General features: G+C 43.2%; 12 protein-coding genes and 1 riboswitch. Of the genes, 2 read left to right on the forward strand and 10 right to left on the reverse strand.

Annotated elements, in window-relative coordinates; genetic code table 11:
• Positions 1–8: 8 nt before the first annotated feature.
• The 5 genes from JMF81_RS10385 to JMF81_RS10405 form a co-directional block, all read right to left on the reverse strand.
• The gene (locus tag JMF81_RS10385; RefSeq protein ID WP_201311384.1) at positions 9–3,662 is read right to left on the reverse strand and encodes an isopeptide-forming domain-containing fimbrial protein; all 3,654 of its coding nucleotides are present in this window, start codon (positions 3,660–3,662) and stop codon (positions 9–11) included.
• Positions 3,663–4,036: 374 nt separating this feature from the next.
• On the reverse strand, positions 4,037–5,527 hold the full coding sequence (gene thrC / locus JMF81_RS10390; RefSeq protein WP_201311385.1) for a threonine synthase: 1,491 nt from the start codon (positions 5,525–5,527) through the stop codon (positions 4,037–4,039).
• Between the two features lie 96 nt (positions 5,528–5,623).
• Entirely contained in the window at positions 5,624–6,757 is a 1,134-nt protein-coding gene (locus JMF81_RS10395; RefSeq protein ID WP_201311386.1) for a M20 metallopeptidase family protein, read from the reverse strand.
• 21 nt (positions 6,758–6,778) lie between these two features.
• Positions 6,779–7,231 carry a DUF1700 domain-containing protein gene (locus JMF81_RS10400; protein WP_201311387.1) on the reverse strand — a complete coding sequence of 151 codons (453 nt, stop codon included), beginning with the start codon at positions 7,229–7,231 and terminating at the stop codon, positions 6,779–6,781.
• A gap of 17 nt (positions 7,232–7,248) precedes the next feature.
• On the reverse strand, positions 7,249–7,860 hold the full coding sequence (locus JMF81_RS10405) for a histidine phosphatase family protein (RefSeq protein ID WP_243282604.1): 612 nt from the start codon (positions 7,858–7,860) through the stop codon (positions 7,249–7,251).
• Positions 7,861–8,053: 193 nt separating this feature from the next.
• Here JMF81_RS10405 and JMF81_RS10410 point away from each other — a divergent pair, with 193 nt between their 5' ends.
• Positions 8,054–8,443: a thioesterase family protein gene (locus JMF81_RS10410; RefSeq protein WP_201311389.1), complete on the forward strand. Its 390-nt coding sequence runs from the start codon at positions 8,054–8,056 to the stop codon at positions 8,441–8,443.
• A gap of 71 nt (positions 8,444–8,514) precedes the next feature.
• Here JMF81_RS10410 and JMF81_RS10415 read toward each other — a convergent pair whose 3' ends face one another.
• Complete coding sequence (locus tag JMF81_RS10415; protein WP_243282607.1) at positions 8,515–9,132, reverse strand: ECF transporter S component; 618 nt, start codon at positions 9,130–9,132, stop codon at positions 8,515–8,517.
• Positions 9,133–9,272: 140 nt separating this feature from the next.
• Positions 9,273–9,415: riboswitch (FMN riboswitch) on the reverse strand.
• A gap of 181 nt (positions 9,416–9,596) precedes the next feature.
• Here JMF81_RS10415 and JMF81_RS10420 point away from each other — a divergent pair.
• The gene (locus JMF81_RS10420; protein WP_201311390.1) at positions 9,597–10,625 is read left to right on the forward strand and encodes a 3-deoxy-7-phosphoheptulonate synthase; all 1,029 of its coding nucleotides are present in this window, start codon (positions 9,597–9,599) and stop codon (positions 10,623–10,625) included.
• On the opposite strand, the gene JMF81_RS10425 is transcribed toward JMF81_RS10420, so the two are convergent.
• From JMF81_RS10425 to JMF81_RS10440, 4 genes are all read right to left on the reverse strand, one after another.
• A complete protein-coding gene (locus JMF81_RS10425) occupies positions 10,622–11,188 on the reverse strand; it encodes a hypothetical protein (protein WP_201311391.1) in 567 nt (188 codons plus the stop codon). The two genes, JMF81_RS10420 and JMF81_RS10425, sit on opposite strands and share 4 nt — an antisense overlap.
• A 105-nt stretch (positions 11,189–11,293) precedes the next feature.
• Positions 11,294–11,827: an NUDIX hydrolase gene (locus JMF81_RS10430; protein WP_201311392.1), complete on the reverse strand. Its 534-nt coding sequence runs from the start codon at positions 11,825–11,827 to the stop codon at positions 11,294–11,296.
• Between the two features lie 62 nt (positions 11,828–11,889).
• Positions 11,890–13,437 carry a ribonuclease Y gene (gene rny / locus JMF81_RS10435; protein ID WP_201311393.1) on the reverse strand — a complete coding sequence of 516 codons (1,548 nt, stop codon included), beginning with the start codon at positions 13,435–13,437 and terminating at the stop codon, positions 11,890–11,892.
• 73 nt (positions 13,438–13,510) lie between these two features.
• Positions 13,511–14,896 carry an alpha-amylase family glycosyl hydrolase gene (locus JMF81_RS10440; RefSeq protein ID WP_201311394.1) on the reverse strand — a complete coding sequence of 462 codons (1,386 nt, stop codon included), beginning with the start codon at positions 14,894–14,896 and terminating at the stop codon, positions 13,511–13,513.

Here is a 14,896-nt window from a genome sequence, read left to right on the forward strand (position 1 = left end):
CACCTCTGCTATTTTTTTCTATTATACCGTTTTCTCAATAAAAATACAAGGCATGCGCCGGCAATGACCGCTGCCGCGATCCATCCTCCCGGCCCCTGATCTCCTGTCTTTGGAGAACTGCTTCCAAAGGATTTTCCTGAGCCTGAAACAAGCTTTGGACTGCTGATTTTGATATCATGTTCTGCGGTTGCAGGATCCGCATTTTTCCCTTCTGCCTGTGCCGTATTTACAATCTCTTTTCCTTCACTGGAAGGCAGTATTTTCACCTGATATTGAATCTTTATCTTCTCTCCATAAGATAAATCTATCCCGGTTTCTATCCGGTATGCTCCATCCAAAAAGGAAATTTTACACTGTTTCGTCACCTCCGTTCCGTCTGGTCCCGTTATCTTCATTGTTTCTCTCTGTATTTTTACATCCTGACTGGACAGGCGGTCTATGATCACAACCTTCTCCGCCTTTGCCCCCTCTTTTTTCTGTGTCACTGCGATGTGATAAATACAGGGTTCCCCTACATGATAATCTCTTTTTTCCGAAGTCTTCTCGATTGAAAGTTCCGGTTTGACCTCTTCCAGGGTGACTGTATATTCATCCTGGCATTTCGGGGCATCGGCGGCAGAAGCATATGCCTTATTTTTTATATTTCCTGTTTCTTCTGTCTGAAACAAAACCCGGTATGTCACGATGATCTCATCCTGTTTTCCCATGTCTTTTCCTGTCAGAATCTTAAATTGATTTCCGCCAGATCCTTCTGTAATCTCACACTGTCCGGTTATGTCTTTTCCGTTATATTTAACACGGATTTCCTGAATCTCTACCCCTTTCTTTTCAAATATATCTTCGATTATAACCCCGTGAGCAGCAGCTCCGTCATTTTCCTGAGTCACTCTTAATTCATAAGTTCCCTTTTCTCCTTTTTTATAGGAATTCTGTCCGGATTTTTTCTGAATCTTCAGCAGCGGCGGCTGTATTGTTACAATATTCGAATCCTGATCTCCCGGCGTATTGCTGCTTTCCACCCTGGCGGTATTTTTCAGCTGATCTTTCGTCTTTTCCTGAAACAGCACCTGATAGGTCACCTCCATTTCATCTCCGTGTCCAAGATTTCTTCCTGTTTCTACAAAAAAAGCAGTCTCTGATGCATCTATTTTGCAGGAAGAAGTAATCTCCTCGCCGTTGTATGTTACCCTGATCTTGGAAATCACCACTCCATCCTGATCAAACTCATCCGAAACTGCCAGATTTTCTGCCACAAGGTCTTCTTTCTGCTGTGTTATCTTCAGCTTATATTTTCCTGTCTGTCCGACTCCATATACGTTCTGATCAGATTCTTTTATGATCTGAAGCTGCGGCGCCTTCAGTTTTACACTTTTTTCAGCTTCCGCTCCCCCTGACGGAATGGCGTCATCTTCCCGGATTTTATCTCCATTAACATTATTCACTGCCGGCGCTTTGATTCGATTGACGATCTCTTTTCCTTCCAAACCATCTTTTTCTGCCATGGTCTGATAATGAAGCTGAATCTGATCCGCATATTGAAACTTCTTATATTCAGATGCCTGTTCTCCCGATGAAGCATCCAGAACAGGTATGTTTCCTTTCTTTAGACAATATCCTGTCTGAATGTGAAAACCGCTTCCATCTTTCTCATAAGAAATAGAGCACTGCTTTGTAATATCTCTTCCATCTGCTATGACCGCAAGGCTTCCCGGAATCAAAACAACCCCATCTGTTCTGATCTCATCCGAAATTTCCACATCTTTCATAAACGTTCCTTCATTCCTGTTTGTCAGTACAGACTGAAATGCGATCATTTCGCCTTTTTGATATGCTTTTTCCGGCGCTTCCTTCGTTATGTCAAGTTTTGGAGAATTGATATAAACCTGGCAGTGATCTTCTTTTTCCAAAACTCCGCCTGCCCACACCTTCGCCGTATTATCCGCCAGCTTTCCATTGGCGCTGATGGCGGCTTTCGCCTGATACGATATGATCACCGGCCGCCCTTTTGGCAGCTCATAATCTCCCTTTGATCTTAAGATCCAGCCGTTTCCTTTCTGTTCCAATGTATAGTTTTCTTTTTCCATTCCCGAAACCTGAAACGAATCTTCTTCAATTTTTACATATTCCGGAAGAGACAGATCCTGAATCATAAAATAAGCAGTACCCGACTCCTGATTTACGTTTTCTGCCCTGACCCTGTACTGCACAGTGTCACCTGCCTGATATTCATACGGTTCTGCTGTCTTTGTTATCTTCATACCCGGTACATCCGGCGCGGCCTCAGGCAATTCAATAATTGCTTCCGCTTGATTCGTTGGCGACGTTTTCTCATCTACTGTTGTCTCTGCGGTATTTTCAATGCTGATCGTTGTCTCCGTTGTATTATAATGTCCATGAGCTTTCCATTGTTTTCTCAACGCCTCCAGTTCTTCTCTGGAAGGATTCTCCGGTATCTGCATTCTGACCTGTATTTCCATCCGATATACTCCCCGGCTGTAAAATTTCGGATCCTTTGGATTTTTTAAAACAGCGGATACCAGATTCTTCTTCTGTGATATTTCAAACTCCTCTGAAACATCGGTATTATCACCGAATATCTTTACACTTTCAATCCTGAGGCATTCCTCAATCTGATCTTTAAAGGCAAACTGTTTATAATAATGTGCTTCCGGAATCTCCGCCGCAATGGGCTGTTCAATCTGATATGTCCATGTTCCTGCCAGGCTGCTGATCTTAGATGTCTCTTCCCGCTCTCCCTCTTTCTGAGAAATATATTTTTTAGGATCCACCGAATCGAATTTTACCATGTTCTGACCAGATCCTACGAACTGATCTTCTTTTGTAGGTCCCTGACTTCGAACTTTTCCAAATACGTACTCAAAGCTGTCAGACTCAAAAATAAAACCAGCACAGGTAAAATCTTCACTGGTATAATTATTGCTGTAATCCGCATAGTAAATATGGAATCCGTCTGACTGCGCATAGCTTAGTTTCGTATTCTTTGATACATACTGACCTTTTACACTGTCCGCCTTCACCCCGATATACTGATTGGCATCAATGTCCCGAAGCGTAATATTGCTTTTCAGCCGGACCGGTGTGGAAGTCCCTGCACGATAAAACCGGCTCCTCAGCGTCATCTCTTCAATTCCGACATAGGCGCTGTCGCAGATATCAGTACCGATTGCCACAAATCCTTCTCTGCCCTGATATTTTTCAATAGCAGTCACTGTCAGCTCCAGATCCACCTTTTCCCAGTGCCCCTTGCTGCCATCCGGCTCACACTGATAAATTTCCATATTTGTCTTTTTTACCTGGATCTGCCCGGCCTGATTTTCCTTCGTCTGAAACCACAAAAATTTCTTTACATTGGCCGGCAGTTCCAGATCCGGAAGTTTATCAGACTGCCTTCCTTTCACAATAACCGTCTCTGTTTCTTTCGTTGCCTTCAGCTTAAATCCATAAGAAGCGTCTGCCCGAAACGCTCTGGAATCATCAAATGAAGAAAATTCCTTCCCGTTTCCTTCCCACCAGGTTCCGATCTTTCTGGCTTCGCCTGAATGAATCTGAGCATGGACTTCTCCCGGGCATGACAGTACAGCCCAGAATATCATAACAGCAGAGATCATCTTCCAGACTATCTTCATCCTTTTCTCTTTCATCCACCTACTCCTTTATATTCCTGTACAACTGGGCTCTTCCCTCATCTCCCGGCAGACAAAGATGTCTCATAGCCTCCTGGCTCCCCTCATTCCTATGACAGGCTGCACTCACCTCCATGACCATGCAGAAGTCTCATTATCATATCCTTGCATCGCTCCCTGTATTCAGATCCTGGCGGGATATGTCGATACGAACGTACCGGAAAATGGTCTTATTCAATTGTCAAAATCTCCTGGGAATCAATCATCGACCTGAATTCGTAAGAATTGTAATTATTTTCCATTTCTCTATCTTGTATATTAATGTATCACTATAAAAGAAAAAAAGCAACCCATTTTTATGAATTGCTTTTTTATCTTTTATGATTTAAATTTTATGAAATGCCGAGGATCTTCTTTACCTCATCTTCCATCTTATCAATATCACACTCTGTCGTATGAAGAATCGGCGCAGTTCTGATCTCTTCGATGGCTTTTGGGACTTCCACACCGGAAATCTCTTTTAATTTATCTACAAGCTCAAAATCTGTCGCATTTTCGGATCCCGGATGAATGGCATCCATAACACTTCTTGTAAATTTATACGGACTTGCAGTTGAGGCAATTACAGATGGTGTCTCATCTCCTGTTTCTGCCTTATACTTATCATAAGCAACAGCAGCTACTGCTGTGTGTGTATCCATGACATAATGGTCTTTCTCATAAACTTCCCTGATCTTTTCCGCTGTCTCTTCTTCTGTTGCATATCCGCCATAGAACTCGGAAAGCCCCTTCTTCATCTCCTCCGTGATCGTATAGACGCCGTCTTTTGTTAAAGTCTGCATAAATTCAGCGCATTTTTCCGGATTATTTCCTGTAATCCGGTAAATCATACGTTCCAGATTGCTGGAAATCAGAATATCCATGGACGGAGAAGTTGTAACATAAAACTCTCTTCTCCTGTCATAAGAACCGGTCCGGAAGAAATCAAACAATACTTTGTTCTTATTGGAAGCACAGATGAATTTTCCGATCGGAATTCCCATCTGTTTTGCATAGAAAGAAGCCAGAATGTTTCCAAAGTTTCCTGTAGGAACGACAACATTCATCGGCTCTCCTTCTTTCAGAGCCCCGTTTTTCAGCATATCGCCGTATGCTTTGACATAATAGACAATCTGCGGCACCAGACGGCCGATATTAATGGAATTCGCAGATGAAAACTGATATCCTGCCTGATTCATCTCTTCTGCCAGATCTTTGTTTGCAAACATCTGCTTTACGCTTGTCTGCGCGTCATCGAAATTTCCATGAATTCCGATTACATATGTATTATCCCCTTTCTGGGTCACCATCTGCTTCTCCTGAATCGGACTTACACCAGACTTCGGATAAAATACAATGATCTTTGTCCCCGGCACATCAGCAAATCCTGCCAGCGCCGCTTTTCCTGTATCTCCTGACGTTGCGGTAAGAATGACGATCTCATTCTTTACATGATTCTTCTTCGCAGACGTTACCAGCAGATATGGCAGAATGGAAAGAGCCATATCCTTAAACGCAATGGTTGCTCCGTGGAATAATTCCAGGAAATACGCACCGTCTGCTTTTACCATCGGCGCAATTTCTTTTGTGTCAAATTTATCATCATATGCATTTTTAATGCAGTATTTCAGTTCTTCCTCTGTAAAATCTGTTAAGAATTCTTTCATGACAGCATAGGCAATTTCCTGATAAGACATCTTCGCAAGATCTCCCAGCGGAACTCCAAGCTTCGGAATACAGTCTGGAACAAAAAGTCCCCCATCGCTGGTCAGTCCTTTCAGAATTGCTTCTGATGCAGATGCTGTCTCTTCTCCATTTCTTGTACTACGATAAACTAAATTCATATCTCCCTGCCTTTTCTTTTCATTATCTTTCGGTTTCTGTTGATTTCTGATTATATCATATGTTTCCTGATGCCTCAACTGTTCTTTCCCGAATTTTTAAACCGAGGCAAATACCAGCATCAGTTTCACTCCCTGAACCAGAACATCCTCATCAAAGTCAAACATACCATGATGGTTCGGATATTTCCCTCCTCCGCCAATAAAGGCAAAGCAGCCTTTCATCTCATTCAGGTAATTGGCAAAATCTTCTCCCAGCATCATAGGAGGAACATGCACAAAATCCTTTTTCGGAAATACCGTAACCGCTTTTTTCATTACTTCTTTTACCGCATCTTCATCATTCCATAAAGCAGGATGGCTTGCCGGCTGAAAATCCAGGGAAATTTCCGCATGAAACATCTGTGCCGCCGCTGCCGTGATTTCTTCCATCCTTTCCCGGATTTTCTCCTGCACTTCTCTTGAAAATGTCCGCACGGTTCCCTCCAGCACTGCTTCCCCGGCTATGATATTTCTTGCTGTTCCTGCTTCCATCCTTCCAATGGTCAAGACGGCGCTTTCCAGCGGATTGATGCTCCGGCTTATGATCGTCTGAAGATTCATGGCAAGAGATGCCGCTGTCACAACCGCGTCAACGCATTCCTGCGGTTTCCCCGCATGTCCGGACTTCCCTCCGATCCGGATCGAAAACCAGTTGGTCGCCGCCATCCTGGCTCCCGGCTCCAGAGATATTTTTCCCTTTTCAATCCCGGAAAAAATATGAAGCCCGAATATTTTATCTGCCTGATTTAAGATGCCTGTTTCCAGAAGATCTGCTGCTCCCTGGGCCGTTTCCTCTGCCGGCTGGAATACCAGCATGATCCTGTGATCCAGCTCATCTTCGTGTTCTTTTAATATTTTTGCCGCGGCCAGCAAAACAGCTGTATGGCCGTCATGACCGCAGGCATGCATGCAGCCTGTATTCTGGGACTGAAAGGAAAGTTCTGTTTCCTCCCGGATTTCCAAAGCATCCATATCAGCCCGCAAAGCCGTTGTCGATGAACCGCTCCCCAGAACGCCGATGATGCCGGTTGGTTCCATTAAGCGATAAGAAATCCCCCATTTTTCTAAATGTTCCCGAATGTATTCTGTTGTCATCACCTCATGACCGGATACTTCCGGGTATTGATGAAACTCCCGCCGAAACGAGACAACTTCTTCTTCTATACTTTCTGCTTCTGCTATGATATCCATATTCACCCTTCCTATCTGCTGTTACCGCCTTATCATCCGATAGATCAGATAAATGATCAGAACTGCCAGAATGACCGGACTCAAAACCGCCATGACCGCTGCAAAAACATGGAGCACTGCATAAAGAATCAAAAGCATCGCAGCCACAAACAGCAGGCACCCTGTTTTCACTTTCCATGAATTCAGATCAAATATTCTGACTTTTCCTCTCGGCTCATCCTGTTCCCAGTTTTGTGACTCTTCAAAAGTCTGTTCATAATATACATTGTCTTCACTTCCATTTGCTTCCGCAATTGACTTCGCAATCAGTCTTGGACTTCCCAACATTCCGCAGATTTCTTCTTCTGTCTTTCCCTGAGACATCTGCGTCCTGAAATAATCTTCATAATATGCTGTATTTTCTTCTATGACCGATGGAGGAACCATTCCTTCCAGAGCTTCCCGCAGTTCACGGATAAATTGATTCTTTGTCATCTTCATCTCCTTTTATTTTAAACAGAATAAAATATCCTGGATTCCTCCAGAACCCTGCAGCTGCCATTCTGAACCTCTATGATCGAAACTCCACAGTTCGCCTGCTTTGGCGCATGCCAGAAATCTTTGATTCCTCTGTGATACACGACTGTCAAAAAGGCATGAATCCATGCGCCGTGAGAAAATATTACCATATGCTCAAATTCACTCTCTCCAGGCAGCACTGTACTTTCCAGAAAATCTTTTGCTCTGATCATAACATCTTTATGATTCTCCGCGCCTCCCGTTTTTTGAAACTCCTCCGGATCATCAAAAAACTTCATAAATGGGTCATTTTTCTGCCTCAATTCCTGCTCTCTGATCCCCTCGTATATTCCAAAATCAGCTTCTGCCAGACGCCAGTCTTTATGAAGGACCAGATTCCTTCCTTCCAGAATGATTTCTCCGGTTTCTGCCGCTCTGTCCAGCGGGCTGGTATATGCTGCATCAAACGGAATATCTTTCAGAGCTTCTTTTGTAAGCCGCGCAAGCTCTCTTCCATGATCATTGAGACTTACATTGGATCTTCCCTGCAGTCTGTGTATTTTATTCCAGTCAGTTTCTCCATGGCGGATCAAGTATAATTTCAATCGTTTCCTCCTCTCAGAGTATACACTATCCTTTGTTCTATCGGACATTATAGCATATCTCCTCTGACCTTTGCGCCATATTCTGTTCTTTTTTATAAATTCTTAATGTTTTATGGAAAAAACTATGGCATTTTTCTGCATGTTTGATATACTTTGAGTAAGCTAAAATGTATGAAAACATAGGAGGATTTTTATGAATATTCAAATTGGAGACGAGATTACATTATCTGAGGACGTGGTACCGGAAAATACAGCCAGGACATGGGGCAGCGGAAGTCTTCCTGTCTATGCGACCCCTGCCATGTGCACTCTGATCGAGCGCTCTGCCGTAGCGCTTCTCGCTGACAAACTGGATGAAGGTATGACAACGGTTGGCACAAAGCTGAATATCGCCCATGTATCCGCTACTCCGGTCGGAGGAACAGTTAAATGTCACTGTACCTTAACAGAAATCGACCGCAAACGCCTGGAGTTCCACGTGGAAGTAACAGATGCCAAAGGACGTGTCGGCATCGGAACCCATGAACGTTTTATTGTGGAAGCAGCATCCTTCATGGAGAAAGCAGAGCACAAATTTGATTAATCTTCCCAAAACCTGAGAAAACGCCGCTGCTGATCGAAATTCAGCAGACGGCGTTTTCTTCTTAATTTCTTCTATCTTCCTGTACCTTTCAGAATTGGTGACACCCTCTTGTAAATCAGAAACGTGATCACCACGCTGCACAGACCTTTCACGAAAGTAAACGGCATATTAAACCAGATCAGGGCATCCCATAAATTTGATACATTGGAATTGATCGCCTGATACGCGCTTAAAATCGCACTCATCGGCATAAAATTCGTATATACCGGATATACAATAAAATAATTAGAAAATACACTGACAACGGCCATAAGCACTGCTCCGGCAAACGCTCCGATCAGCGCATTCTTCTGTGTTTTCTTTTTCTTATAGATCAGTCCGGCCGGCAGTACGAAACACACTCCAAGAATAAAGTTGGAAAGTTCTCCCACTCCTCCTGTCTGTGAATGCAGCAGGTTGATCACATTTTTAATAAAGCAGACCGCAATTCCTGAAACAGGTCCCATGGCATAAGCCGCCAGCAGCGCCGGAAGTTCGGAAAAATCAAATTTAATAAACGGCGGAATCAGCATCGGAATCGGAAATTCCAGAAACATTAAAATCGTTGCTAAAGCTCCCAGCATTCCTGTTACCGCTATGGTCCTGATATTTACTTTCTCTGTTTTCATTGTCGTCATCTCTCCTGTCATCATTATATTCTCCTTTTCTCTTTGCTGTTTTTCCGGTCAGCCTTACCAGCTTTTCCGAAAATAAAAAATCCCTCTCGCTTCTGCATAACCGGCATAAAACGACAGGGCACTACAAACGAGAACGGTGCATCCACACCATTCCTTTACTTCTTTCATCCAGACTATACTGTTGGTTGAGGATTCTAACCTCATCGGCCGAAGCTCGTGGACTCATCCCAGAAGGGCATCACCACCAGTCGAGAATTGATATGCGCGCATATCTCACTCTGCCCTGAAGTTGGAGAAATATTCTCTTCTCTACTTCAATATTCAGTTTTCAGAAAATGAAAGTGTTTTCTGACTTCTTTTATTATAGACAAACACTCTGCTTTTGTAAAGTCCTGTCTGCAATTTCCTTACTTTACACCTGAACCATTATTTGTTAAACTATAAACTACGAATTGTATGATAAAGGAGATTGAATTATGGGAATGCACAAAATTGCGAAAATGCCTTCTCCTGAAGAACTGAGAGAAGAATTTCCATTAAGCGAAGAGTTAAAGAAAATAAAGGCAGACAAAGATGAAGAAATCCGCAAAGTATTTACCGGTGAATCCGGCAAATTTATCGTTATCATCGGACCCTGCTCCGCTGACAATGAGGAAGCCGTGATGGATTATCTTGGCCGTCTTGCCAGAGTACAGAAGGATCTTCAGGACAAACTCCTGATCATCCCGCGCATTTATACAAACAAACCGCGTACCACCGGAGACGGATACAAAGGTATGATCCATCAGCCGGATCCGGAAAAGGCTCCTGATATGGCTGCCGGACTTCGTTCTGTCCGCAAACTGCATCTGGACGCCCTGAAAGAATTCCATATGCCGGCTGCTGATGAGATGCTTTATCCGGGCAACTGGCCATATATGGAGGATATTTTATCTTATGTCGCAGTCGGAGCCCGTTCCGTTGAGAATCAGCAGCATCGTTTAACTGTCAGCGGTTTTGATATCCCTGCCGGAATGAAAAATCCAACCAGCGGTGACCTGACTGTTATGATGAACTCCATCACAGCCGGACAGCACCCACATGATTTCATTGCCAACGGATATGAAGTAAAAACAGACGGAAATCCTCTGACTCACGCAATTTTAAGAGGTTCTGTCAACCGTCATGGAAATAACATTCCAAACTATCATTATGAAGACCTCACAAAAGTTGCTTATATGTACGAGAAATTCCAGCTGAAAAATCCGACTGTCATTGTAGACGCAAACCATTCCAATTCCGGAAAACAATGGAATCAGCAGCCTCGTATCGTCCAGGAAGTCCTGCACAGCAGAAGCTTCCTGCCGGAAATCAAATCTCTGGTAAAAGGAATCATGATCGAAAGTTATATTGAAGACGGAAATCAGTCCATCGGCAATGGTGTTTATGGACAGTCCATTACTGATCCATGCCTTGGCTGGGACAAATCTGCCGCTCTTCTTTACCGTATGGCAGATACTGTTTAAGCGAATAATTTCAGCACCTCTTCCATGAGAACAGGATTTGCATAACTTTCCAGAATGCATCCGATTATGACCAGGATAATTTCCAATTGAACAGAAAATCTTTCTGAGAAGGAACGGCTTCCATAATAGAAGTCTGTTCCTTCTTTTTGACTTTCCTGCACATTCCTGCGAAACAAAAGCGCTGCAGAAATGCCATAACATATAAAATGCGGGAAAAAGCCAAACAGAACTATGATCAGGCCTTTCAGCCCCATCTGAATGATCTGGAGAGACAGCATGGAGCCAAGGAAAAAAGCAAGGCAGAACAGACTGCCAAATAAAAAGACCAGCGGCTGCAGAAGATATCCTGCAAGAAACAGTATTCCATACTGCTTGCCTCTTTTAAACAGAATATACGGAAGCAGACTTGCACTTGACACATATAAATCCTTATTGTTCAGCACAAGAGAATCAATCTGGCCTCCATAGGCAAGATAATCCTTGTACACAAAATTTGTAAACAAGCTGCCAAGTATCAGGCCAACCATTAAAAACAGCCCTGCAAAAAACCTTCTCCTTTCCACGTCTTCCTCCCCTTAAGATCTGTTTTCAGCAGTTCCTGACAAATCATTCATATCATAAAACTGCCGCATAGTATATCCTATGCGGCTCTCTTCAAGATCATTCCACTATCTTTTCCCTGATGAAAGATATCCCAAAACACCTGCAATGGTTTTTGCATCAATGATTCTCCCATCAAATATCATTTCCCTGATTTCGTCTGTCGTAAATTCTTTGACGTCAATAAACTCATCCTCGTCCAGATGCTGCTTTGAGGGTTTTAAATCGGTAGCAACGTAGATTGGAATCTTCTCATCACAGAAACCAATGGCCGTAATGATCGTCATCAGATGTTCCATATGTCCTGCTTTAAATCCGGTTTCTTCTTCAATCTCTCTGGTCACACATTCGAGAGGCGTTTCTCCTGGTTCAATCCCTCCTGCCGGGATTTCCAGCGTTTCCTGATCCAAAGCATTTCGATATTGCTTCACAAGAAGGATCGTACCTTTTTCCGTAACCGGAACCACAGCTGCCGCGCCTTTGTGTTTTACCAAATCCCAAACCACTGTCTTCCCGCTTGGCAGCTTTACGATATCTTCATAAAATCCTACCACTTTTCCCTGATGGATCAGTCTCTGTTCTATTTTTTCATAACCATTCATTTTATTCCTTCCTTTCCGTTTCATTGGAAAAGGCGATAGAATTACTCTATCGCCTCTGTCTCTTATCTCGCATAGTCTACAACTCGTGACTCTCTGATAACATTCACTTTGATCTGTCCCGGATAATCCAAGTTTTCTTCTACCTGCTTGGAAATATCCCTTGCCAACAGAATCATATCATCATCACTAATCTGTTCAGGAACTACCATAACCCGAATTTCCCGACCTGCCTGAATAGCAAAAGATTTATCAACACCTTGAAATGAATTTGCGATCTCTTCCAGCTGTTTTAATCTTGTGGTGTAACTTTCCAATGTTTCGCTTCGCGCACCTGGTCTTGCTGCAGAAATTGCGTCTGCAGCCTGTACAAGACAGGCGATCATTGATTCCGGTTCTACATCTCCATGATGAGACGCAACCGCATTGATCACAATTGGATTTTCTTTATATTTCTTACATAAGTTCACACCAAGTTCTACATGAGAACCTTCTACTTCATGATCGATCGCTTTTCCTATGTCATGAAGCAGTCCCGCACGTTTTGCCATGCGGACGTCCACACCGACTTCTGCTGCCAGAAGTCCGGAAAGCTGAGCAACTTCCATTGAATGTTTCAGCGCATTCTGTCCATAACTTGTCCGGAATTTCATCCTTCCAAGCAGTCTGACAAGCTCCGGATGAATTCCATGGACTCCCAGTTCCAGAGTCGCCGCTTCTCCTTCTTCCCGCATCTGATTTTCTACTTCTTTTGTAGCTTTTTCCACCATCTCTTCGATACGGGCCGGATGAATTCTTCCGTCTACGATCAGTTTTTCCAGAGCGATTCTCGCGATCTCGCGGCGCACCGGATTGAAACTTGAAAGTACGACTGCTTCCGGAGTATCATCAATAATCAATTCCACACCTGTAATATTTTCAATGGATCGGATGTTCCTTCCTTCCCGTCCAATAATACGGCCCTTCATTTCATCGTTTGGAAGCTGGACTAAGGAAATGGTCGTCTCTGCCACATGATCCACTGCGCATTTCTGAATCGCAGTCACTACATATTCCTTCGCTTTCTTCTGCGCATCCTCCTTGGCCCTTGTTTCCATTTCTTTGACGTACATTGCTGTCTCGTGTTTTACGTCTTCTTTTACTGCTGATAATAATTGTTCTTTTGCCTGATCAGAGGTCAAACCGGAAATTCTTTCCAGTTCCTGTAGATGTTTTGACTTCAGTTCCTGCACATGAGCTTTCTCAGATTCAACATTCTTTTCTTTTGCCGTCAAAGACTGTTCTTTGCGTTCCAAAAGTTCAGATTTCTTTTCCACTGACTCTTCCTTGGAAAGAACTCTCTGCTCATACTTCTGCAGTTCTGCCCTGCGTTCTTTTGTTTCTTTTTCAAAGTCATGTCTCGCTTTTATAGTTTCTTCTTTCACTTCTAAAGAAGCTTCCCGCTTTTTCGCATCGGCTGCTTTGATTGCTTCATCTATAATCTCTCTGGCTTTGTCTTCCGCATTCCCAATGGTGATTTCCATTGCTTTCCTGTTCCTTGCGTTCGCTGTCAGAACTGAAACCGGAACTGAGACCGCCAGTGTTGCGATAATGGCTATAACAATACCAAACACTCCACAGGTTTCCTCCTTATTCAATTTTTGTGCTTTCGCACTCATTTAATTTTATATGTTTTTAACATAAAAGTCAAGAAATCACTGCGTCTTCTGTCTGATTCGTTTCTGCCTTTTCTTTCTGATTCTCAGTCTCTTCTTTTATTCGGTTTAACGCGTCTTCTGTGCGAATCATCAGAGCCGTCTTTGGAGGAACTCTTAAGCCCCCTCCGAAATCCACTTTCTCTCCGGATATCAGATCTATTCCCATGCCGGCCCTGGCATTAAAATGCATTACCCGTTCCTCATCGCCGATATTAACTGCCGCAATGATCCGGTCTCCTTCTCCTTCTCTTTCAAAAACCAGTACGTTTGGTTCAATTGCCAGCTGTATATAATTTCCATATTTCAAAGCCGGAGCTGCTTTTCGGATTTTTGACAAACGCCCGATGTACTGAGTCAGTTCATTTTCCACCAGATCCTCCGGACGGATTCTAGGTCTTAAACTGTTATCGCTTCCTTTTTCTTTCTTTCCTTCAATTCCCCATTCGCTTCCATAATAAATTCCAGGAATTCCCGGCATCGCATACATCAATGCGTAAATCAAAGGCAGATGTTCCTTATCCTCCAGCTGGGTCGCAATCCTCTCCACATCATGGTTATCGACAAAATTATACAATGGAAGCCCTTTGTAAAGCGTCCATTCTTCCGGCCCAAACTGCCGGTTGATTGAATATCCGATTTCATGCATATTGTGGGTGTTGCAGCTGGAATACATTCCTTTGTAACATTCATAATTTGTCACAGAATCAAGGAGTTCATCATTGACCAGTTCGTTGTAATCTCCATGCAACATTTCCCCGATCAGGATAAAGTCCTTCTTTTCATTTCTGACAAAATCAGCCAGCTCCTTCATAAAACCGCGGTTCAACATATATGCCACATCAAGGCGGAGTCCGTCAATCTTAAACTCATCCATCCATCCTTTTACACATTCCAGCAGATGTTTCTTCACATCAGGATGATCAAGATTTAATTTTACCAATTCATAATGGCCTTCCCAGCCTTCATACCAGAAGCCGTCATCATAACCGCTGTTTCCGTCAAAATTGATGTAAAACCAGTCCTTATAGGCAGAATCCCACTTTTTCTCACAGACATCCTGAAATGCCCAGAATTCCCGTCCTACATGATTGAACACCCCATCCAGAATCACTTTGATTCCGGCTTCATGAAGCTTATCACAGACTTCCTTAAAATCTTCATTGGTTCCCAGTCTGTGATCGATCACTCGGTAGTCCTTCGTATCATATCCATGTTCAGAAGACTCAAACACCGGTGAAAAGTAGATCGCGTTTGCTCCGACTTTTTTAATATGAGGAATCCATTCCACTGCTTCCAGAATTCCATGTTCTGTCGTTTCATCCACAAATGCTCTCAGTGGAAAAATCTGATAAATAATTAAATCGTTCATTTTCAT

Origin of the sequence: Anaerostipes butyraticus, from assembly GCF_016586355.1 — a bacterium.
Taxonomy (GTDB): domain Bacteria; phylum Bacillota; class Clostridia; order Lachnospirales; family Lachnospiraceae; genus Anaerostipes; species Anaerostipes butyraticus.

Excerpts from the sequence above, each read along its gene's own strand:
- JMF81_RS10385 (WP_201311384.1), bottom strand. The coding sequence starts at position 3,662 with ATGAAAGAGAAAAGGATGAAGATAGTCTGGAAGATGATCTCTGCTGTT.
- thrC (WP_201311385.1), bottom strand. The coding sequence starts at position 5,527 with ATGAATTTAGTTTATCGTAGTACAAGAAATGGAGAAGAGACAGCATCT.
- JMF81_RS10395 (WP_201311386.1), bottom strand. The coding sequence starts at position 6,757 with ATGGATATCATAGCAGAAGCAGAAAGTATAGAAGAAGAAGTTGTCTCG.
- JMF81_RS10400 (WP_201311387.1), bottom strand. The coding sequence starts at position 7,231 with ATGACAAAGAATCAATTTATCCGTGAACTGCGGGAAGCTCTGGAAGGA.
- JMF81_RS10410 (WP_201311389.1), top strand. The coding sequence starts at position 8,054 with ATGAATATTCAAATTGGAGACGAGATTACATTATCTGAGGACGTGGTA.
- JMF81_RS10415 (WP_243282607.1), bottom strand. The coding sequence starts at position 9,132 with ATGACAGGAGAGATGACGACAATGAAAACAGAGAAAGTAAATATCAGG.
- JMF81_RS10420 (WP_201311390.1), top strand. The coding sequence starts at position 9,597 with ATGGGAATGCACAAAATTGCGAAAATGCCTTCTCCTGAAGAACTGAGA.
- JMF81_RS10430 (WP_201311392.1), bottom strand. The coding sequence starts at position 11,827 with ATGAATGGTTATGAAAAAATAGAACAGAGACTGATCCATCAGGGAAAA.
- JMF81_RS10440 (WP_201311394.1), bottom strand. The coding sequence starts at position 14,896 with ATGAAAATGAACGATTTAATTATTTATCAGATTTTTCCACTGAGAGCA.